General features: G+C 60.4%; 15 protein-coding genes and 1 rRNA gene. 12 read left to right on the top strand and 4 right to left on the bottom strand.

The window, feature by feature from the left end; genetic code table 11:
• Positions 1–91 (top strand): 5S ribosomal RNA (gene rrf, locus VJ604_RS13685); the annotation flags it as partial.
• A 210-nt stretch (positions 92–301) separates the two neighbouring features.
• On the opposite strand, the gene lon is transcribed toward rrf, so the two are convergent.
• From lon to VJ604_RS13670, 3 genes are all read right to left on the bottom strand, one after another.
• Entirely contained in the window at positions 302–2,716 is a 2,415-nt protein-coding gene (gene lon / locus VJ604_RS13680) for an endopeptidase La (RefSeq protein WP_324083350.1), read from the bottom strand.
• 327 nt (positions 2,717–3,043) lie between these two features.
• Positions 3,044–3,475: a GSU0071 family protein gene (locus VJ604_RS13675; protein ID WP_324083349.1), complete on the bottom strand. Its 432-nt coding sequence runs from the start codon at positions 3,473–3,475 to the stop codon at positions 3,044–3,046.
• Positions 3,476–3,756: 281 nt separating this feature from the next.
• Entirely contained in the window at positions 3,757–4,185 is a 429-nt protein-coding gene (locus tag VJ604_RS13670) for an FKBP-type peptidyl-prolyl cis-trans isomerase (RefSeq protein WP_324083348.1), read from the bottom strand.
• 243 nt (positions 4,186–4,428) lie between these two features.
• Here VJ604_RS13670 and ung point away from each other — a divergent pair, with 243 nt between their 5' ends.
• Both ung and VJ604_RS13660 read left to right on the top strand, forming a co-directional pair.
• Complete coding sequence (ung, locus tag VJ604_RS13665; RefSeq protein WP_324083347.1) at positions 4,429–5,124, top strand: uracil-DNA glycosylase; 696 nt, start codon at positions 4,429–4,431, stop codon at positions 5,122–5,124.
• A gap of 109 nt (positions 5,125–5,233) precedes the next feature.
• Positions 5,234–6,178, top strand: a complete 945-nt coding sequence (locus tag VJ604_RS13660; protein WP_324083346.1) for a DMT family transporter — start codon at positions 5,234–5,236, stop codon at positions 6,176–6,178.
• A 97-nt stretch (positions 6,179–6,275) separates the two neighbouring features.
• Here VJ604_RS13660 and VJ604_RS13655 read toward each other — a convergent pair whose 3' ends face one another.
• Positions 6,276–7,874 (bottom strand): methyl-accepting chemotaxis protein, encoded by a 1,599-nt coding sequence (locus VJ604_RS13655; protein ID WP_324083345.1) that lies wholly within the window; start codon positions 7,872–7,874, stop codon positions 6,276–6,278.
• A gap of 284 nt (positions 7,875–8,158) precedes the next feature.
• Between VJ604_RS13655 and VJ604_RS13650 the strand changes: the two genes are divergently transcribed.
• The 9 genes from VJ604_RS13650 (at position 8,159) to VJ604_RS13610 (ending at position 20,262) form a co-directional block, all read left to right on the top strand.
• Positions 8,159–9,364, top strand: a complete 1,206-nt coding sequence (locus VJ604_RS13650; protein ID WP_324083352.1) for an aminotransferase class V-fold PLP-dependent enzyme — start codon at positions 8,159–8,161, stop codon at positions 9,362–9,364.
• 1 nt (position 9,365) lies between these two features.
• Positions 9,366–10,301: a DsbA family protein gene (locus tag VJ604_RS13645; RefSeq protein WP_324083344.1), complete on the top strand. Its 936-nt coding sequence runs from the start codon at positions 9,366–9,368 to the stop codon at positions 10,299–10,301.
• Between the two features lie 333 nt (positions 10,302–10,634).
• Entirely contained in the window at positions 10,635–12,092 is a 1,458-nt protein-coding gene (gene modF, locus VJ604_RS13640) for a molybdate ABC transporter ATP-binding protein ModF (RefSeq protein ID WP_324083343.1), read from the top strand.
• Between the two features lie 421 nt (positions 12,093–12,513).
• Entirely contained in the window at positions 12,514–13,836 is a 1,323-nt protein-coding gene (der, locus tag VJ604_RS13635; RefSeq protein WP_324083342.1) for a ribosome biogenesis GTPase Der, read from the top strand.
• 79 nt (positions 13,837–13,915) lie between these two features.
• Positions 13,916–15,835, top strand: a complete 1,920-nt coding sequence (locus VJ604_RS13630; RefSeq protein WP_324083341.1) for a DUF4388 domain-containing protein — start codon at positions 13,916–13,918, stop codon at positions 15,833–15,835.
• A gap of 1 nt (position 15,836) precedes the next feature.
• A complete protein-coding gene (locus VJ604_RS13625) occupies positions 15,837–16,202 on the top strand; it encodes a response regulator (RefSeq protein WP_324083340.1) in 366 nt (121 codons plus the stop codon).
• Positions 16,203–16,380: 178 nt separating this feature from the next.
• Complete coding sequence (locus VJ604_RS13620) at positions 16,381–18,432, top strand: chemotaxis protein CheA (RefSeq protein WP_324083339.1); 2,052 nt, start codon at positions 16,381–16,383, stop codon at positions 18,430–18,432.
• Positions 18,432–19,229, top strand: coding sequence for an ExeA family protein (locus tag VJ604_RS13615; protein ID WP_324083338.1), 798 nt, complete (start codon positions 18,432–18,434; stop codon positions 19,227–19,229). The genes VJ604_RS13620 and VJ604_RS13615 overlap by 1 nt, the downstream gene beginning before the upstream one ends.
• A gap of 82 nt (positions 19,230–19,311) precedes the next feature.
• Positions 19,312–20,262, top strand: coding sequence for a chemotaxis protein CheW (locus tag VJ604_RS13610; protein ID WP_324083337.1), 951 nt, complete (start codon positions 19,312–19,314; stop codon positions 20,260–20,262).
• The last annotated feature ends 3 nt before the right edge of the window (positions 20,263–20,265 follow it).

Here is a 20,265-nt window from a genome sequence, read left to right as displayed (position 1 = left end):
ACCCGTTCCCATCCCGAACACGGAAGTTAAGCCTCTCAGGGCCGATGGTACTGCACGGGTAACTGTGTGGGAGAGTAGGTCGCCGCAGGGAATTTATTGAAAAAGCCCCATCCACCAGGATGGGGCTTTTTTGCGTTTAGGAACATCGCTCGAAGTGAAAAAGCCCCGACTGCCTGGTTAGCATCGGGGCTTTAAACGTTTTGAACAGGTCTCCTCCAGAGAGGTCCCCCCCTTGATAAAGGGGGGACAGGGGAGATTTGCCTGAGGTGTTTCAGGACTGACACAGGTCCAGCCAACCTCCTTACTTCTGCTGTTTTCTCCGCTCGAAGGCCAATTTGTACACGTCCGTGTACTCCTTGGCGAAGTGAACTTCCAGCCCTTCCTTCAGATACTCGGGGAGTTCTGTAAAGTCCTTCCGGTTTGCTTCCGGGAAAATCAGGGTCTTGAGGCCGGCCCGCCGCGCCGCGATGGTCTTCTCTTTGACGCCACCGATCGGCAGCACGCGCCCTGTCAGTGTCAGTTCCCCCGTCATCCCCAGCTTCGCTCTCACCGGCTTTCCAGTCATCATGGAAATAAGCGCCGTTGCCATGGTGACCCCTGCTGAAGGGCCGTCTTTGGGGGTCGCGCCGGCAGGAACGTGCAGGTGCACGAAGTGGTTGTCGAAGAAATCCTCAGGCACACCGTATTCTTTCAGGTGAGCCATCACGTAGCTGTAGGCGATCTCCGAACTTTCCACCATTACGTTGCCAAGCTGTCCCGTCTGCTTGAATCCCTTACCTTTGCTTGGCATGGCGGTAGCCTCGATAGGCAATGTCGCGCCACCCATGCTGGTCCAGGCCAGGCCGGTGACCACGCCTGGTACGTTTTCGAAGATCTCCTCAGTGGTAAAGAGCGGCTGTCCGAGGAAGCTGATCAGGTCATCCCTACCTATCACGATCGGCTCGGTGCGACCGGTGGCGAATTCGCGAGCCGCTTTGCGCATCAGCTTCTTGATCCAGTTTTCCAGGGTACGCACGCCCGACTCGCGTGCCCAGCCGTCTATCAGCGCGACCAGGGCTGCTTTCCTGATGGTTACCTGCCCCTGCTTAAGGCCGGCGTTTCTGATTGCTTTCGGAATGAGGTACTTTCTGGCGATCTCCATCTTCTCTTCGAGTATGTACCCGGAGAGCCGGATGATCTCCATGCGGTCGAGTAGCGGCGCAGGGATGGTGTCGAGCTGGTTCGCGGTCGCGATGAACAGCACGTTGGAAAGGTCGAAGGGGACGTCGAGGTAGTGGTCCCGGAAGGTGGAGTTCTGCTCAGGGTCGAGAACCTCTAACAGCGCCGAGGCAGGGTCTCCCTGGAAGGAAGCACCGATCTTGTCGATCTCGTCCAGCATCAGCACGGGGTTGGAGGTCCCTGCGCTCTTCATGGCCTGGATGAACTTGCCGGGCATGGCCCCGATGTAGGTCCGGCGATGCCCCTTGATCTCTGCCTCGTCCCTCATGCCTCCCAGTGAGAACCGGTAGAAGGTGCGCCCGAGTGCATCGGCAATGCTTTTTCCGACCGAGGTCTTGCCGACGCCGGGAGGACCTACCAGGCAGACGATGGAGCCGGAAATATCGCCCTTCATCTTCCCTACAGCGATAAATTCCACGATCCTGTCCTTGACGTCGGAAAGGCCGTGGTGATCACGGTCGAGGATCTTCCTGGCCTTTTCGAGGTTGTAGGAGTCCTTGCTGAATTTTCCCCAGGGGAGGATGGTCAGCCAGTCAAGGTAGTTCCTGGTGACGTGGTATTCCGGTGAGGACGGCTCCAAAAGCCGAAGTTTTTCTATTTCGTCGGTCACCGTACGTTGCGCCTCGTCGTTCAACTTCAATTCCTTGAGGCGCTCTTCGAATTTCTCGATCTCGGCGGTCTTCCCTTCCTTTTCCAGCCCCAATTCTTTCTTGATGGCCTTCAGCTGTTCGCGCAGGAAAAATTCCCGTTGCTGCTGGCTGACCTTTTCCTCGATCTGCTTGCTGATCTTGCTCTGCAGCCGCGAGACCTCCAGCTCCTTCTTGAGCAGGATGAGGACCATGTCGATCCTCTTGCGGGTGTCGAAGCACTCCAGGACCTGCTGCAGTTCCTTTCCGTCTGCGGAGGTGAGGTTGGCGGCAAAGTCTGCCAGACGGGCGGGGTCGTCGAGGCTCGAGCGTCCAAGGAACAGCTTGATCTCTTCCGAATAGAGCGGGTTGATCTGCACCAGCTCTTTCAGTGTGGAGACTACCGCCATCGAGTATGCCTTCAGCTCGCTGTTGACCGAAAGCTCGGGCTCGTACTGGTAGCTGACCCTGCCGTACAGCACGCCGCCGGTCTGGGTGACCTCCTCAACGGTGAAGCGCTCCAGCGTGTTGATCAGGAACTGCGCGCTGTTGTCATCCATATGGATGATCTTGACGATCTTTCCGGCGACACCGACCGCGTTTAGATTGTCGGGGCCGTCAGGAAGGTCGGCATGCTTCGCCAGCACCAGTCCCAAGGCGTGTGACGGGCTCTCCATGGCCCGCTTCACGGCTTCCACCTCGTGAGGATCGTTGAGCACCATGGGGACCAACAGATTGGGAAAGGCAGGGCGCGGGCGCAGGGGTATGATCGGCAGGGTTGCCGGCAGCACTTCGGCAGCCAGTACCAGCCCCCCTGTATCGGGTTCGTTATGGACTTCCGCTTTGAGTACTTCTGTTTCCTTCTCGCTCATGTGATAGCTCCTGGCGGGGTTTTAATAAAGCTAAGCATCGTGGGCAAGCCTGTCAAGACGTGACGCAGCTGCTTCAGAGCCCGTCTCCCGGAGGGGGCGGGGTAGGGAGGGGTGAGCAGGGCCGCGCATCTTCGTGGGAAGTTCCCTCACCCCGACCCTCTCCCGGAGGGGCGAGGAGAGTTGGTGGAAGAGGATGGAGTTAGTGGTTAGGCCAAGAGGTTAACGGTACGGCGCTGGTATTAAGGGGAAATGGAGGGGGAAGGTAAAAAAGGCTGGATCAAGACCATGAGTCCTGTCCAGCCTTGATGGCATGCATATTTCAGGCAATTACAGCGTGGATTCCTCGTTGAGCTGTTCCGCAAGCTCGCGGAATACAGCCTCGCGGACAGCATACTCTTTGCGATAGCCGAACAGCCTGCGGCTGCAGTTGATCATGCCAACCGCTGCGGCTGACATGCCGCCGGCGATCATCGGGGTGGTGTCGCCGTTGGAGGCCATCACCACGCTCGCGACGAACAGCACCAGGCTGGACAGGAAAAGAGGAGTCTCGACATGCCGGAAGGGGCTCTGCAGCATCCTGTTCAGTGATGCATACACGGCGGCATGGTTCTGGACCCTGTGCAGGTACTTTTCGAGTTCGGCTCCATTAAAGCGGGAAATGGCACGCAGGTAGAGCCTGCGGCAGGCTTCCCTGCTGCTGGTTGCCATGCGGTCGCCGTAGTAGTGTTCGATTTCGATGTCGATTGTGTACGTGTCCATCTGTGCCCTCTGTTTGGCTTAGCAAAGCCATTGATCTATTGTTCCACGAAAAGATCGTGGTGCAGAATTTATACCCGAATTGTTAGCTCGTGCTAAATTTGATGCAGAGCCGCAATCTTCCTGGTTCGAAAGCAAATATGGTTACTCCTCCCGAGGAATTTCGTCAAGGTGTTTACCATTTATTTCCGTTATTTAACGGAGAGTTAGAAGCGAAATGGAGACCCCTGTCGCGTTTTTCTTCCCGGAATCACAAATGTTTCTGGACAGCTGCCCGTCTAGTTTCAGTTCACCGCATCTAGTCGAATGGCGAAGGTGAGATCCAACCCTGCCAGGGGATGATTGCCGTCAAGGACCACCACGTCTTCAGAAACTTCCGACACGATCATGACCCGGTTGCTGCCACCGTTGAACTCGACTGCGAGTTTTTGCCCTCTCCTGATCTCTTTACCTGCGGGGAAAGCGCTTTTTTTGACAGACAGGACGTTTTCTGTGGAACGCGGGCCGTACGCTTGGGCCGCAGGAATTACCACGTTGCGAACTTCGCCGATCCGCATCCCGGAGATCACTTGCTCCAAGGCCGGGAAAATTTCCCCGGCGCCCACGGTGAAAACGAGGGGTTGGTCGTCGGCCGTGCTGTCGAAGATCTTACCGTTATCGAGAGTTCCGATGTAGTGCACCGATACCACGCTGCCAGGATTTATCTGCGTCATCTCGACCTGCTCCTTGTCTGCTGCAATTTGCTGATAACGATACCTACCAGAGCAACAACCCTGCCAGCAGGTAAGGGGCCGATTTCACATAAACATGCAGCCGGCATCCACGATGCAGGTGCATATTAGCCGAGCAGTTGCACGATATTTGTACTCTACCGTTAAGGGCTTTTGCCGCTGGTACTCTGAGAATTCCTGTGATACTTTCCGCAAAGGTAAATCTACTGCGGGGACGGGATTGGGATGACAACAGAAGCGCAGGTGCAGTTGGAAGCGAGTTGGAAGTGTCACCTCCTTGCGGAGTTTGAAAAGCCGTATATGAGGGAGTTGAAGGAGTTTTTGCGCCAGGAAATCTCCCGGCGAAAGATCATTTATCCGAAAGGGAGTCAGTACTTCAACGCCTTCAATGCCACGCCGCTCAACCGGGTGAAAGTCGTGATACTCGGCCAGGATCCGTACCATGGTCCGGAACAGGCTCACGGACTTTGTTTCTCCGTGCCGCACGGCATCGACATCCCACCTTCCCTGGTGAACATATTCAAGGAGATTCAGGCCGATCTTGGGCTCTCCAGCGACCATTTCAGGCACGGCAACCTGAAAAGGTGGGCCGACCAGGGAGTCCTCCTGCTGAACAGCGTGTTGACGGTGGAGGCCGGGCGGGCCGCATCCCACCAGGGAAAAGGGTGGGAAACCTTCACCGATCGCGCCATCTCCCTGCTGAATGAGCAGAGGGAGCACCTGGTGTTCATGCTGTGGGGGGCCTACGCCCAGAAGAAGGGGGCGGTGATCGACGGCAGCAAGCACCTGGTCCTGCAGTCGCCCCATCCGTCGCCGCTCTCCGCTCACCGCGGTTTCCTGGGGTGCCGTCATTTCTCCAAGGCTAACGATTATCTGGTGAAGCATGGGATCGAGCCGGTTGATTGGCGGCTGGATGGATAAGACACCATCCTCACCCTGTCCCTCCCCTTGAAGGGGAGGGGACCTCACTGATCTTTTGTTGTAGCGAGAAGTATTGACTAAGCGCGGCCGCGCCGCCTAAATTGGTGAGATGTCGACTCTAACTTCTGAAGATGTTCATTCTGGCAAAGCCACCTTCTGGCTCGTGTTGAGTACCGTGTTCTGGGGCGGGAGTTTTGTTTTCAACAAGCTCGGCTTCCGGGATATCCCGCCGGTCACCTTCCTCGCTCTCAGGTTCGCCCTGGCAACGCTGATCATGGCACCGCTCTGCCTGCCCCGCTTGGGCAGGTTCAACTGGCAGACGCTTCGCAATGGCTTTTTCGTCGGCTGTACGCTCGCCGCCACCAACCTGGCCTTCGTGCTCGGTGTGAGCGGCACCTCCGCCTCGCGAGCCGGCTTTCTCAACAACCTCTTCGTGCTGCTGATACCCCTGCTCTGCTTCCTCTTCTGGCGTGAGCGCCTGGACCGCTGGACCATTGCCGGGCTGATCCTCGCCATGGCGGGGCTTTGGCAGCTGGCGAGCGGCGGGATGGAGGGATTCAATCGGGGCGACGTGCTTTCCACGCTCTGCGCGCTCTTCATTGCCTTCCAGGTCATCGCGGTCTCCAAGATCCTGCGTGGCGACGAGGACATCTACCTGGTCAGCCTGGTCCAGTTCGCGACGGTGGCGCTGGTGGGGGGCACCTTGTGGCTGTTACTCCCCTCCCGGCCGTTCTCGTTCAGCGCCGTCTCCGCCGGGTCGCTCGCCTACTGCGCGATCTTCCCCACCGTGATCAGCTTCACCCTCCAGAACAACTTCCAGCGCTACACCACCCCCACCAAGGCCGGCCTCATCTACACGCTGGATCCGGTCTGGAGCATGATGGGCGGGATGAGCATCTTGGGCGAGCGGCTTTCCGCCAGTGAATGGCTGGGCTGCGGACTTATCTTCGGCGCCGTTGTGCTGCCGCTATCGGTAAAACGCTGGCGGGAGAGAAAGGGCGGGGAGAGTTGCGAGGGGAGCGAGGTGGTTGCCGAAGAAGCCGGCGGACTTTGATGGGCCTGTCTGACTTGCCAGACGGCGAAAGCTGATTCCTCATCCAAAAAAAAGCCCCACCCGTTGCAGAGGGGGGGCTTTTTTTTAACACGCCGCATCAATAACTGAACCTGCAAATCTGCCCCTTCAGGTTTTCCGAGAGCTGGTGCAGTTTTTCCGCCGTGGACATGGTTTCGCGGTTGGCCTTGGCCGCTCCCTGCATGATCCCCGTGATCTGGTGCACGTTGTTGCTTATCTCCCGGCTGGTTGCACTCTGTTCTTCGGCTGCGGTGGCAATCTGTCCGATTTCGCAGGTAACTTTACGTATCTGTTCGATGATTTCCGCCTGACTTTTACCGGATTTGATCGACTCCTCCATCCCCCTGGCGGCTTCCTGCGCACTCTCCTGCATGACCTGCACCGCCATTGCCGTTTCCAGCTGGATGGAACGGATGGTGGTTTCGATCTCCTTGGTAGCGTTGGTGGTTCTTTGGGCGAGGTTACGCACCTCGTCCGCGACGACCGCAAAACCTCGTCCCTGGTCACCGGCCCGGGCGGCCTCGATGGCGGCATTCAAGGCAAGGAGGTTGGTCTGGTCGGCGATGTCCTGGATGGTGCTGATGACGTCGCCTATCTCCTCGGATCTGGAGCCCAGGGTGCTGATGCTCTCCGAGGTGATGCGCACCTTCTCGTTGATATGCTTCATCCGGTTGATGGTCCCTTCAACATCACTTGCTCCCCTGCTGGCGAGGTCGCAGGCCCGTTCGGCGCTTGCCACAGCCGCGAGGCAGTTGTGGGAGATGTCCGCCGAGGTGGCGGCCATCTCTTCGCCCGCTGTCGCCACGTATTCGGTTTGAGCCGCTACCGCCTCCGTAGTCTCCGCCAGTTTCCCGGTGTTGTCATGCATGTCGGCGCTGGCGCACGCTACCGAGTTGGTGCTGTCGGCCACGCTGACCACGATGGAATGGACGCTTTCCACGAACTTGTTGAAGTACCTGCTGGCGGTCCCGATTTCGTCGTGGCTTACTTCGAGGCGCCGGGTGAGGTTGCCGTCCCCCTCCGCGACGTCCTGCAGGGTCTGCACGAGGTTTCGCAGGGGCGTGAAGGCCTTTTTGAGCACCAGGAACGCCAGCAGGGAAAGAACACCGGCCAAAACCAGCGAGACCATGATGGTCATGTAGCGCAGATGGTCAAATACCGATAGGTACTCCGATTTCTTCTCGCCGACGAAAAGCGCGCCTATCACCTCTCCGCGGGCATTTTTCAGGGGGAGATAGGCCGCAAAGTGCGGCGTGCCGAGAATGGTGGCTTCGCCCAGGAAGGGAAGGCCGCGGGTTATCACCATGTCGCGGGCTGGCCCCTGCATTGTGGTGCCGATAGCGCGGCTGCCGTCATCTTTCTTGATGGTGGTGGCGATGCGGACGTCGTTGCGGAAGATGGTTGCTTCCCCGCCGAAAATGCTCTTCATGTTGTCCGTCAAGTCGTTTCGGCCTTCCAGTGCCACGCCGTTTGCTTGCAGCGAACCGTCGACGGAGGTCATTCCACGGCTGTCCTTGTCCAGCAACTGCTGGAAGGCTTTTACCCGGGCGGACAGGGAATTGCCGACCTGCCGAGTGATCTCCCGCTTGGTGACGGAGATCGAAATGGCAGAGGTGGTGACGGTTGCTGCAAGGACGATGATGACGTTAGCGAGGAAAACTTTTCTGCTGATATTCATCTACACTTTCCTTTTCATCGAGGATGTTGTGCCGCCAGGCGATGGCGCAATATGAAGGAGGCTCTTTTTCCAAAAAAACGTTGAGCACTGGAGGTTTATCGGGAGGGCAATACCTCTTCTTGAGGTAAAAAGATTAGAACGGGATTTGCATGAGACGTTTACTGTATCTCGGCTGTGCCGCCTCTCAGTTGACTCATTTCGGTTCATGTGGGAGAGTTTACAAGTTACCTGCACGGTGCTGATGCGGTGGTTTCTACTCACAGAACAGGAGACTCTCCTTGAACGTGGAAAAGATTCGCCAGGATTTCCCGATGCTGCAGGAAAAAAAGGGCCGCCCGCCGATCACCTACTTCGACAACGCCTGCCAAAGCCTTCGCCCCCAATCCGTCCTCGACGCCATCAACCGTTACTACCTGGAGCTGTCGGCTTGCGGTGGCCGCAGCGTGCACAGGCTCTCCACCGAGGTCTTCAAGGAGTGCGAGGCGGCGCGGGCCACCGTTGCGAAGTTCCTAAACGCCCGCAGAAAAGAAGAGATCGTCTTCACCAGGAATACCACCGAAGGGCTGAACCTGGTAGCGAACTCCCTGGAACTTAAGGCTGATGACGTGGTGCTGATCTCGGCCAAAGAGCACAACTCCAACCTCCTCCCCTGGCAGCAGCTGGCAAAGAAGCGGGGCGTCAAGGTGAGGATCGCCCCCTTCCACGAGGACAACAGCTTCGATCTGGCAGCCTTCGAAAACCTCCTGGACGAAAAGGTGAAGCTGGTGAGCCTTGGCCATTGCTCGAACCTGGACGGGGTCACCATCCCGGCTGCCGACATCATCAAGAAGGCGCATGGCAACGGCTCACTGGTGATGCTCGATGCCGCACAAAGCGCGCCGCACCAGAGGCTGGACGTCAAAAGCCTGGACATCGACTTCCTCGCCTTTTCCGGACACAAGCTCCTCGGCCCAGCGGGGACCGGCGTGCTGTTCGGGAAATTCGACCTGCTGGAACGGCTCTCACCCTTCATGGTCGGCGGCGGGACCGTCGGTTCTTCCACCTATGACAGTTGCGAATTCCTCCCCCCTCCCGAAAAGTTCGAAGCGGGACTCTCCGACTACGCCGGCATCATCGGGCTGGCGGCCGCGCTGGCCTACCTGGAAAATGTCGGCTTCGACTTCGTCCAGAAACAGGACCTGCTCCTCAACAGCTTCATCAGCGAGGCGATCAGGGAAATGCCACGCTTCCGCATCATCGGCCCGGCCGACCCTGCCCAAAGAGGGGGCATCGTCTCACTTGCCGTCCAGGGGATCGATCCGCACCGCATTGCCCTGATGCTCGACCAGATGGCCGGCATCATGGTGCGCTCCGGCCAGCACTGCGTCCACTCCTGGTTCAACTCGCACGGACTTTCCGGCTCCCTGCGCGCCTCGGTCTACTTTTACAACACCATGGAGGAGGCGGACCTCTTCATTCGCAGTCTGCGCAAGATCGACAAGGTGCTCTAGCATGTTCTGTATCATCTCCTTTCTTATACTGGCAGTGATGGGGATATTCAGCGCCAGCAGCCGGGAGCTCGCCAAGCAGGCATGGGGCTGCGTGTTCCGGCGGGTCACCCTCCGACCCTGCACGACCGGGTTCGACGAGAGGATGAAGAGCAGGATACTCGGGAGCGTGATCAACCGCAGCGAAACTGCCGCCCGCCTGCTCAGCAGGAACTTCGAACTCCTCAGCTGGACCATGTTCGTGCTGATGGTTGCCAGCACTCTCTTTGCCGCGCGGGGAGTCTACCTTTTCTATGTCACCGGCAACTGCAGTGGTTCGGAGGAGGCGGCTTTTTGCCTCCTGGATCCCACAGGAGAGAACGTAAAGGTATCGGCAGTGCCCGGTTGTCCGGTCAAGCCAGTCACGCTGAAAGATCTGACCTTGCATGGCGTCAACCTGGCGGAATTCCCCACGGTAAAAGGGACGGGAAAAAGGAAGGTGGTATTGATCGGCTGCTACGGCTGTGGCTACACCAGGAAGGTCTACTGGGACCTGAAGGAGACAGCCGAAAAGTACGGTGCGAGCTTCACCTTCCTCGAATATCCGGTGATGGTGACGAGCGATCTGGCGACCCGTCTTGGCCAGTGCGTCTATCGCCGTGACCCGGCAAAGTACTGGCAGCTGAACGACCGGCTGTTCTCCGCCGACGTCGCGCGCCTCGATGAGCCGGCCTTCGCCAAGAAGGTAGTCGACGAGTTGGGGATTAACTGGAGTGAGATACAGCGGTGCCTAGATGATCCCGCCACCGAAGAGTCGGCCGTTCGCCAGATGAATGAAGTGGCAACAACCAACTTCTTCGGAACACCGACGGTCTTCATCGACGGCAAGCCCTTCGTGGGGCCCAAGCCGCATCGGGTGTACGCCATCGCGATGAATGGGCTGCTGTACTGGCTGCGGTAGTTCATGTAACAGTCGGCGACTTGCCCATGAACCAAGGAGATGTTGCGCGGCTCGGTCCCCCCTTGTTAAAGGGGGGACAGGGGGGGATTTGCATTTGGCAGTGGGAATGGCGTTGCGGGGGTGAGGTAGGCTTGCGGGCTTTGGGGGGCCGAGAGGGAAAATGGAAGGGGTTTGCTGAAGGGACGAGGCGTCTGCCTTTGTCCCTTTTGTTTTTGGAGCACCTGGTTTATGCTGTTCCACCGACCGTCACCCTTTCTTCCTTCACCCTGTAATCAAGGGGATTGGATGAGGCGGTCGTTGCAAGATCATTTCGAGTCAACTCGGGAGTGTCCGTTGTCTGAAATATTCTTCGAGAATGTAACCGCCATCATCAGCGATAAGGTGCGGCTGGAAGGCGTCAACCTGAAGATGTCTGGCGGCGAGCAGTGGGCCGTTGTAGGTGCCAACGGGTCCGGTAAATCGGCAGTCGGTCGGTTACTCTGTAATGGTTTGCCGGTTGTCAGTGGCACCTTCTCCACAGCTCAGAGAGCGGGCTATGTCTCGTTTGAGCGGGTGAACGAGATCCTGGAGATCGAGCGCTACAATGACGACTCCGATTTCCTCGATTACGTCGATGAGGGAACGCTGGCGCGCGACTTCATCCTCGCCGATGAACGAGAGCAGGAACCGAGGCTTCGGGAGTTGGCCGAGCAGCTCTCCTTCACCGGGATCCTGGAGCGTGGCATCAAGTTCCTCTCCACCGGCGAGATGCGCAAGATCGTCATCTGCAAGGCGCTCCTGCAGGAACCGGAACTGCTGGTACTGGATGAGCCGTTCGACGGACTGGATTTGGCTTCCTGTGCAGCGCTCCGTTCACTGATAGCGAGCTGTGTGGAAAAGGGAATAAGGATCGTCCTCCTCTTGAACCGCTTCTCGGAGATCGTTCCCGAGATAACCCATGTCGCTTACATCAAGAATTGCCGGATCATCATGTCGGGCGCAAGGGAGGAACTGCTCGAATCGGAAGCGCTGCGGAGGTTGCATGCCTTCCACTACACGCTCCCCAATGCTCTTCCCGAGGTCGATTGCTTCACCTCCACCTCGCCGCTGCCTGCTGATCTGCCGCTGGTCGTGATGAACGAGGTGGCGGTGCAGTACGGGGACACGATCATCCTGAACAGGCTGAACTGGAGGGTGAATCCCGGTGAGCACTGGAAGATCTCGGGGCCTAACGGAGCCGGCAAGTCCACCCTGCTGGCACTGATCAGCGGCGACCATCCGCAGGCGTACGCCAACGACATCACGCTATTCGGCATCCGGAAAGGATCGGGGGAGAGTGTCTGGGATATCAAGAAACGGATCGGTCTGGTGTCGACCGCCTTGCAGCAGGAATACCGGGTCAGTGTCACCGCCAAGGGGGCCGTGATCTCCGGACTCTTCGATTCGATCGGCGTGTACAGCGAGACCTCGAAGAAGCAGCACGACATCGCCTTGGAGTGGCTGGCAATCCTGCACATGGAAAAGCTGGCCGACGCCCCCTTCAAGTCGCTCTCCTACGGCGAGCAGCGGCTCGTCCTGCTGGCGCGCGCGATGGTGAAGCAGCCGGACCTCCTTATCCTGGATGAGCCGTGCCAGGGGCTGGACGACGTGAACCGGGAGATGGTCCTCAAGCTGATCGATCACCTCGGCTGCACCGGGAGAACACAGCTTCTCTACGTGACCCACCATCCCGAAGACGACATCCCCTGCATCACCAACAGCATGCAGCTCGTTCCGGCTGCTGGTGGTGGCTTCACCGGCGAAATCCTCTAGTGATTACCGATCCGTTTCATCATTCGTCCCCCCCTTGATAAAGGGGGGACAGGGGGGATTGCTTGTCGCTGTTGAGTCTGGCAAAGGGAGCTATGCTGGCATCGCCGATGGTGTTCCCCCTCCCTAACCCTCCCCCTTCGGGAGAGGGGACTATGGACATAGAAGCGACACTGAATATCACCCTAAAGTAACTCTTTCTCATCTGCCGCCCACTCTATTTATCCCTCCACCGGTACTGACAGTTGCTCTTTTATTGCGAACAAGGTTAGTTGCCTGTAACAATTCACCTAAAACGCGTACTTGCTTGATTATTGTGCTGCAAAATGTTACATATGCAGGTTATCTGTAGAATACCATCTCAAAAGAAAGTGCCGCTGATTTAGATTGTTATCTTTGCCGCATTTTCGAAGTCTGGACACAAATGAAACCTATTATTGCCATCGTCGGCCGCCCCAACGTCGGGAAGTCTACCCTCTTCAACAGGCTGGTCGGGCGCCGCAAGGCGATGGTCGACGACATGCCCGGGGTCACCCGGGACCGTAACTACGCGGAGGTTGACCGCTTCGAGCGGCCCTTCATCCTGGTTGACACCGGCGGCTTCGAGCCGGAAACCAGCAACAAGCTCCTGCAGCAGATGCGCGAGCAGTCCCGTTTCGCCATGGAGGAGGCCGACCTGATCCTCTTCATCATGGACGCCCGCGACGGCCTCACCCCGGCAGACCGGGACGTGGTCGAGATGCTGAGAAGGATCGACAAGCCGGTCTTCTACATCATCAACAAGGTGGACGGCGACCGTCACGAGGCGGCGGCTGGCGACTTCTACTCGCTGGGCATCGACCACATCTACACCATCTCTGCCGAACACAACCGCGGCGTCGGCGACATGATGGACGACGTCATGGAGGCGCTGCCGCTGGATACCGGCAAGGGGGGCGACGAGGAGATCACCAAGATCGCGGTGGTCGGACGCCCCAACGTCGGCAAGTCGACCCTGGTGAACCGCCTGGTGGGCTACGAGCGGGTGGTGGCCAACCCCACCGCCGGCACCACCAGGGACGCCATCGACACGCGGTTCATGGTGCACAAGAAGCCCTACCTCCTGATCGATACCGCCGGCATCAGGCGCAAGGGTAAGACCACCGAGAAGATCGAGAAGTACTCGGTGATGGACGCACTGAGGGCAATCGAGCGCGCGGACGTGGTGCTGATCGTTTTGAACGCCGAGGAGGGGGTCACCGAGCAGGACTCCAAGATCGCCGGCTACGCCTACGAGGCCGGGCGCGGCTGCATCTTCGTGGTCAACAAGTGGGATACCCTCACCAAGGACAACTCCTCGATGGGGAAATTCATTGAGGAGATCCGCAGGAGTTTCAAGTACCTGCCGTTCGCGCCCATCCTGTTCGTCTCCGCGACCAGCGGCCAGCGCACCGGCAAGATCATCGAGGAAGTGGACAAGGTCATGGAGCAGTACTCGAAGAGGGTCTCCACCAGCGACCTGAACCGGGTCTTCTCCAAGGCGACCGACGAGAACCACGCGCCGCTCGACCAGGGGAGAAGGGTGAAATTCTACTTCGCCACCCAGGTCGGCACCAAGCCCCCCTCCTTCGTAATCTTCACCAATCGCCCGGAGGGGATCCACTTCTCCTATGAGCGTTACATCATGAACAGGTTTCGGGATGCCTTCCAATTTACCGGTACTCCGCTCAAACTCATTTTCCGCGGCAGGGACCGGAAAGGCGCCTAAATCACCTTTACTTAGTGGATACGATGGTTTAGTATGGCGAGAATTCTGAAACCACCTTTCACATGAGAGAGCAGCGACCATGAGTCTCGTTGGCAATTTGGAAGACCTCGGACTCGGTGAGATCCTCCAGATCGTCAGCCTGAGCAGGAGATCGGGCGTGCTCTCGCTGGAAAGCCGTGGACGGGAGGCGCGGGTCGTCTTCCGCAGCGGCCAGGTGATCCGGGCCACCTCCACCAGCTTTCACCAGAACCTGGGGGAGGTGCTGGTCCAGAAGGGGGTGATCGATCTCCCCACCCTCAAACGCGCCCTGAGCATCCAGGCGGACGAGGGGTTCAGCCAGCTGCTGGGGGTGCTCCTCACCGACCGCTTCGGTGTCAGCCATGACGCCATCGAGACGGTGGTGAAAGAGCTGATCGAGGACGTGGTCTACTCCCTGTTCGCCTGGGCGGAAGGGACCTTCGAGTTCGAACTGCAGGACGTGGCGGAAGGCGACGCCGGCCGCCTCGATGCCGTGCAGTTCATGCTGAAGCAGGGACTCAACCCGCAGTATCTGGCGATGGAAGGGTCGCGCATCATCGACGAGCAGCGGCACCGCGAGGAATCCGGGGGAAACGGCGAGGATGACGCGGCGCCCGAGGAGAATGTCGATCTGGCGTTCGACCTCCTGCAAGCACCGTCTTCCGCCCCGGAAGCCGAGGCTCCCGCCGAGCGCCGGCCCAATCCCATTGAAAATTCTTCTCAGCCGTCGGCAGCTTCGAGCGTCGCGCCTGCCGGTCACGCCGCGGCGAGTCCGGCTGCCACTGTCAGCCACGACCCGTTTGCAGCCGGCCATGATCCGTTTGCTGCGGGCCATGATCCGTTTGCCGCAACTCAGGACCCGTTTGCCGCAGGGCATGGCGCCGGAGCTACGTCCGTTTCTCACGCCGCGGCCGACCCCATTGCTCAGGCCGGCGAGGAGGAGGGTACCCCGCTCGTGCTGGTGGACGACGACCCGTCCACCCTGGAGGCGCTCGCATCCCTGCTCAAGCGTCAGGGGTACCGGGTCGACCCGGTTCAGCGAAGCGAGGACGCCCTGATCAGGGTCGACACCATGTACCGCGAAGGGGTCCGCCCAGCCGTGGTGGTCGATCTGGTCATGCCGAGGATGGACGGCACCGGCATGCTGGGCGGCCTCGAGCTGCTTGAGCTCTTGCGCAACAATTTCCCGGAGCTGCCGGTACTGGCGCTCACCGACCTCCCCGATCAGGACGCGCAGAGAAGGACGCGCGGCATGGGTATCCCGTGGCTTATGAAGCCCGGCAAGGCTGAGCTTAGCGGCGCCCTGCACGAATTCGCCCCCAGGCTCATCGGCGAGCTTGCCAAGGTGGAGGCGGCCGGGGGGCAGGCCGGGCAGGCCGGCATCAATATCGTCGACGAGCTTCGGCTGGAGATGGGTGAGGAACCCGCGTTGCCGGGGCCCCAGCTTAACCGCGGTACCGGCGCTTCTCAGCTGCGCGGGATGCTGGAGGAGCTCAACAACCCGCAGCTCGGGGGGGGCATCATCCTGTTGGTGCTGCGCTTCGCCGCCGAGTTCGTGAACCGGGCGGTGGTGCTGCTGGTCAAGAAGGACGCCATCCAGGGGCTTGGGCAGTTCGGACTGGAAGACAGGGATGGCAGCGCCGATGCCAGGGTCCGCAACCTGCGCATACCGAAAGATGAGCCGTCCCTGTTCAGCTCGGTCCTGGAGAGCCGCTTCCCGCTCAAGGGGGAGATCGACGACTCTGCGTGGACACGTTTCTTTCTGGGTCAGCTGGGCGAGGCACTTCCGTCCGAGATCTTCGTGGGACCCATAGTGAGCGAGGGGAAGGTGGTCGCGGTGCTTTACGGCGACAACCTGCCGGAGCCTAAGCCGATTGGCGACACTGAATCGCTGGAGATTTTCCTGGGCCAGGCCGGGATTGCAATGGAAAAGGCCCTGCTGCAGCGCAGGCTGCAGGACCAAGGACGAGGGGAGAGTTGACGTGAAGAGGATACTCATAGCAGAAGATTCCAACACCATGCGCTCCATGCTGGTCTCTACCATTGATGAACTGGAGAAGTACGCCATCGTGGAGGCGGCCAGCGGCTTCGAAGCGTTGCGGCTTTTGCCTCGCGAGAAGGTCGACCTGATCATCACCGACATCAACATGCCGGACATCAACGGCCTGGAGCTGATCAGCTACGTGCGCAACAATCCCAACTACGCCTCCATACCGCTCTTCATCGTCTCCACCGAGAGCGGCGACAAGGACCTCGAGAAGGGGCGCGCGCTGGGGGCGAACGAGTACCTGATAAAGCCTTTCGACCCGGTCAAGCTGCAGGAACTGATCTGCAAGTATCTCGATTAGAGGCAACTCCGACCCTTCGACGGGCTCAGGGTGAACGGCGTCAAGGGGCGCCCTTCGACGGGCTCAGGGCGAACGGTTTTTAAAGGCTGGAACTGTGATGGCATCCGTTCGTGCCGAGCTGGTGGAGGGCATGAACGAAACCTTGTGATGTTTAAGTTCAGGAAAGAACGGAAGAGTCATGAGCGCTGAGGAAAACATTGGAAAGGCGGTCAAGGACTTCTTGGCCGAGGCTGAGGAGATCCTGGACCAGCTGAGCCTGGACCTGGTGGGGCTGAGCGATTGCGCCGACGGCGGGGAGTGCAGCCCGGACCTGGTGAACTCCGTGTTCCGCGCCGCCCACTCCCTCAAGGGGCTGGCGGGCATGTTCGGCTTTTCGGAGATCGCGGAGCTCGGCCACCACCTGGAGAACCTGCTGGACGCCCTCCGGCTGGGGAAGGTGGAGCTCGACCAGTCGGTGGTGAGCGCCCTGTTCGAAGCGACCGAGCTGCTGGGCATCCTGGTGAGAAACGCCGGCGAGACGGGCGCTGAGCCGGTCGACCTCTCCGGCGCCATGCAGCGCATCAACGACTGCCTGACCGCCAAGCCCAAGGCGGCCAAGGATTCGCCGCTCTCCCGCCTGAACATCCCCGAGCGGGTGCTGAGCTCCATGACGGAGTACGAGGAGCACCGCCTGCTGGAGAACGTGAAGAAGGGGCGCAGCATCTACTCGATCCGGGTCTCCCTGCTGCTGTCCAGCTTCGACTCCGAGCTGATGGAGCTCACCGAGCAGCTCAAGCAGGTGGGGGAGGTGATCAGCACGCTCCCCTCGGCCTCCGGCGGGCTCGACTCCGGGATCGACTTCGAGATCCTGTTCGGCTCCGAGCTGGGGGTGGAGGAACTCACCCCCCTCATCGACCGCGAGCACCTGACCATCACCCGCTTCGGCGGCGAGGAGAAGAAGGAGGAAAAGGCGGCGCTTCCCGTGGAGTTCACTCCCCTCGCGCTCTCCGTGGAGGATGAGGGGCCGCAGACGGCGTCTTCCGAGGGTTCGGTCAGCGCCAAGAGCATGAGCCGCACGGTCCGGGTCGACATCGGCAAGCTCGACCTCCTGATGAACATCGTCGGCGAGCTGGTGCTCTCCCACTCGATGATCGCCGAGGTGGCCGCCAAGATGCGCCGCGACGGCATGATCGTGCCGGCCCAGGAGCTGAACAAGGCCGCCAAGGGGCTGGAGAAGAAGCTCTCCGAACTGCAGAAGGGGGTCATGGAGATCAGGATGATCCCGGTCGGCCAGCTGTTCGAGAAGATGACCCGCATCATCCGCAAGATCTCCCGCGAGCAGGGGAAGAAGGTCGAACTGAAGCTGTTCGGCGCCGAGACCGAGCTCGACAAGCTGATCATCGAGGACATCTCCGACCCGGTCATGCACATCGTGCGTAACGCCATCGACCACGGCATCGAGACCCCGGAAGAGCGTTTGGCCGCCGGCAAGGACGAGAAGGGGACCATCACCCTTTCCTCCTTCCAGAAGGGGAACCACGTGGTCATCCAGATCGACGACGACGGCGCCGGCATCGATCTCGCTCGCGTGCGCCAGAAGGCGGTCCAGCGCGGCCTGATCAGCTCCCCCTTCGACGTGAGCGACAAGGAGGCCCTGGAGCTGATCTTCCTCCCCGGCTTCTCCACCTCCGAGACCATCTCCGAGATCTCCGGGCGCGGCGTCGGCATGGACGTGGTGCGCACCAACATCGCCGCCCTCTCCGGCATGATCGACCTGGACAGCTTCCCCGGCAAGGGGACCCGCGTCACCATCACCCTCCCCATCACCCTCGCCATCATCAAGGCGCTCATCATCACCACCGCCGGACGCACCTACGCCCTGCCCATCACCTCGGTGCTGGAGAGCATCATCGTGGAGAGGAGCGAGATCAGGACGGTGGAGAGGAAGGAGGTCATCCAGCTTCGCGAGGCCACCCTGCCGCTGCTCAGGCTTTCCGAGTTCTTCCAGCTCCAGGGTGGCGAGGCCCCGCCGCAGAGCTTCTACGTGGTGGTGGTCGGGGTCGCCGAGAAGCGGCTGGGACTGGTGGTTGACGACCTGCTCGGCCAGCAGGACATCGTGATCAAGTCGATCGGCGAGACCTTCGCCGGCTTCAAGGGGATCTCCGGGGCGGCCGACCTGGGCGACCAGCGAACCATCCTGGTGCTGGACGTGGGGAGCGTGATAGGCGAGGCGACTCGCGGGAGTGCCTGATGTACAAGGAGTTCTACGGTCTTCTCGAGAAGCCGTTCAGCAAGACACCTGATCCGCGCTTCCTCTACATGAGCTCCGGTCACCGCGAGGCGCTGGCCAGGCTCGAGTACGCGGTGGAGGAGAGCGAGATCGCCCTTTTGACCGGCGAGATCGGCTGCGGCAAGACCACCATCTCGCGCGCCCTGATGGACAAGATGGGGGATGATTACCACTTCCTGTTCGTCTTCAACCCGCGCCTGACCAGCGATGAGCTCCTGAGGGTGATCGCCTCGGGTCTGGAGGTGGGGAGCCCGTCGCTGCAGAAGGACGAGCTGTTGCGGGAGATCACCAGCGCGCTCTACCGGCTGCACGGCGAGCGGCGCATCCCGGTGGTGGTGATCGACGAAGCCCAGATGATCCCCAGCCGCGACCTGTTCGACGAGATCCGGCTGTTGACCAATTTCCAGCTGGACGACAAGAACCTGGTGAGCGTGATCCTCATGGGGCAGCCGGAGCTTCGGACCATGCTGGCCTCGCCGGTCTACGAGCCGTTCAGGCAGCGCATCTCGCTCAACTTCCATCTGGCCCCGCTGGGGCTGGACGAGACGCTGGAATACCTCGACTTCCGGGTGATGGCGGCCGGGGGCGCGCCGGGACTGTTCACCCCGGACGCGGTGCAGCGGATTTACGAGCTCTCCGGCGGGGTGCCGCGCAGGATCAACTCGGTCGCCACCAACGCGCTTTTGATCGGCTTCGGCAGGGATGCCGCCCTGATCGACGCCTCCATCATCGAGGAGACCGCGGCCGAACTGGTGTAGCTGGGCGGGCCGAGGGTAAATGGGCGCTGAAGAGGTTCTTTAAAGAAGAGTAGCAGGCAGCAATCTGGTGCAGGAGTCGCAGATGAATCTCGCGGAGATCAGAAGAAAGGCGCAGAGGGGGGAGATGGCGGATACTACGCCGGTCACGCCCCCCGCCGTCGCCGCGCCCAAGCCGGCGCCGCAGCCGTCCGTTCCGGCCTCGGCCTCCACCCCGGAGCCCCCTCCGGCGTCCACTTCGATGCCCGATCCGGAGCCGGTAGCCGGCCTGGAATGGGAGCCGGAGCCGCGCGCAGCTGCGACGGCACCTGCCATGGAATGGGAGCCCGCTCCGGCCGCAGCGGCCGCGGCACCCGCCATGGAGTGGGAACCGGAGCCGGTGGCAGCAGTACCGGCGCCGGCAGCCGCACCCGCGCCGGCGTCTGCCCCGGCCCCCGCAGCCGTCCCCTTCGAGTGGCCTGCCGAGCCGGTGGGTGAGCTGCTCCCGGGCGACTTCAGCCTCCCTGATGAGTCGGACCGCTTCGATCCGGCCGCCGTCATCCTGAGGGGAAGGGAAACCGCCTCCGCGGGCGAGGATATCTCCCTTGCCGAGGAGGTCGGCACCGCCACCAGCCTGGAGCTCCTTTGCTTCAAGGTGGCCGGCGAAGAGTACGCCATCAGCATCATGGACATCAAGGAGATCATCAAGCCGCGCGAGGTGACCGAGGTGCCCCGGGTCCCCTCCTTCGTGCGGGGGGTGCTCTCCCTGCGCGGCATCATCATCCCGATCTTCGACATGCGCCTCAGGCTGGGTCTGCCGGGTGCGCACGCTTCCGAGCGCGAGCGGGTGATCGTGGTGAGCCGGCAGAGCGGTTTCTGCGGGGTGCTGGTCGACGAGGTGGTCCAGGTGGTGCGCATCCCGGAGGTGGGGATCGAGCCGCCGCCGGTGGTTTTGGAAGGGATCGACCGGGACTTCGTGCAGGGTATCGGCCGGGTGGGCGGCCGCATGCTGATCCTGCTCGACATGGAGAAGGTGCTGGACGTCAGCCTGGTTTAACAA

Origin of the sequence: Geomonas sp. (genome assembly GCF_035254065.1) — a bacterium.
GTDB lineage: Bacteria > Desulfobacterota > Desulfuromonadia > Geobacterales > Geobacteraceae > Geomonas.
This window is presented reverse-complemented; position numbering and strand designations above follow the sequence as displayed.

Coding starts and splice junctions, on each gene's coding strand:
- ung (WP_324083347.1), top strand. CDS start 4,429: ATGACAACAGAAGCGCAGGTGCAGTTGGAAGCGAGTTGGAAGTGTCAC.
- VJ604_RS13675 (WP_324083349.1), bottom strand. CDS start 3,475: ATGGACACGTACACAATCGACATCGAAATCGAACACTACTACGGCGAC.
- VJ604_RS13670 (WP_324083348.1), bottom strand. CDS start 4,185: ATGACGCAGATAAATCCTGGCAGCGTGGTATCGGTGCACTACATCGGA.
- VJ604_RS13645 (WP_324083344.1), top strand. CDS start 9,366: ATGTTCTGTATCATCTCCTTTCTTATACTGGCAGTGATGGGGATATTC.
- lon (WP_324083350.1), bottom strand. CDS start 2,716: ATGAGCGAGAAGGAAACAGAAGTACTCAAAGCGGAAGTCCATAACGAA.
- der (WP_324083342.1), top strand. CDS start 12,514: ATGAAACCTATTATTGCCATCGTCGGCCGCCCCAACGTCGGGAAGTCT.
- VJ604_RS13655 (WP_324083345.1), bottom strand. CDS start 7,874: ATGAATATCAGCAGAAAAGTTTTCCTCGCTAACGTCATCATCGTCCTT.
- VJ604_RS13615 (WP_324083338.1), top strand. CDS start 18,432: ATGTACAAGGAGTTCTACGGTCTTCTCGAGAAGCCGTTCAGCAAGACA.
- VJ604_RS13630 (WP_324083341.1), top strand. CDS start 13,916: ATGAGTCTCGTTGGCAATTTGGAAGACCTCGGACTCGGTGAGATCCTC.
- VJ604_RS13660 (WP_324083346.1), top strand. CDS start 5,234: ATGTCGACTCTAACTTCTGAAGATGTTCATTCTGGCAAAGCCACCTTC.
- VJ604_RS13610 (WP_324083337.1), top strand. CDS start 19,312: ATGAATCTCGCGGAGATCAGAAGAAAGGCGCAGAGGGGGGAGATGGCG.
- VJ604_RS13620 (WP_324083339.1), top strand. CDS start 16,381: ATGAGCGCTGAGGAAAACATTGGAAAGGCGGTCAAGGACTTCTTGGCC.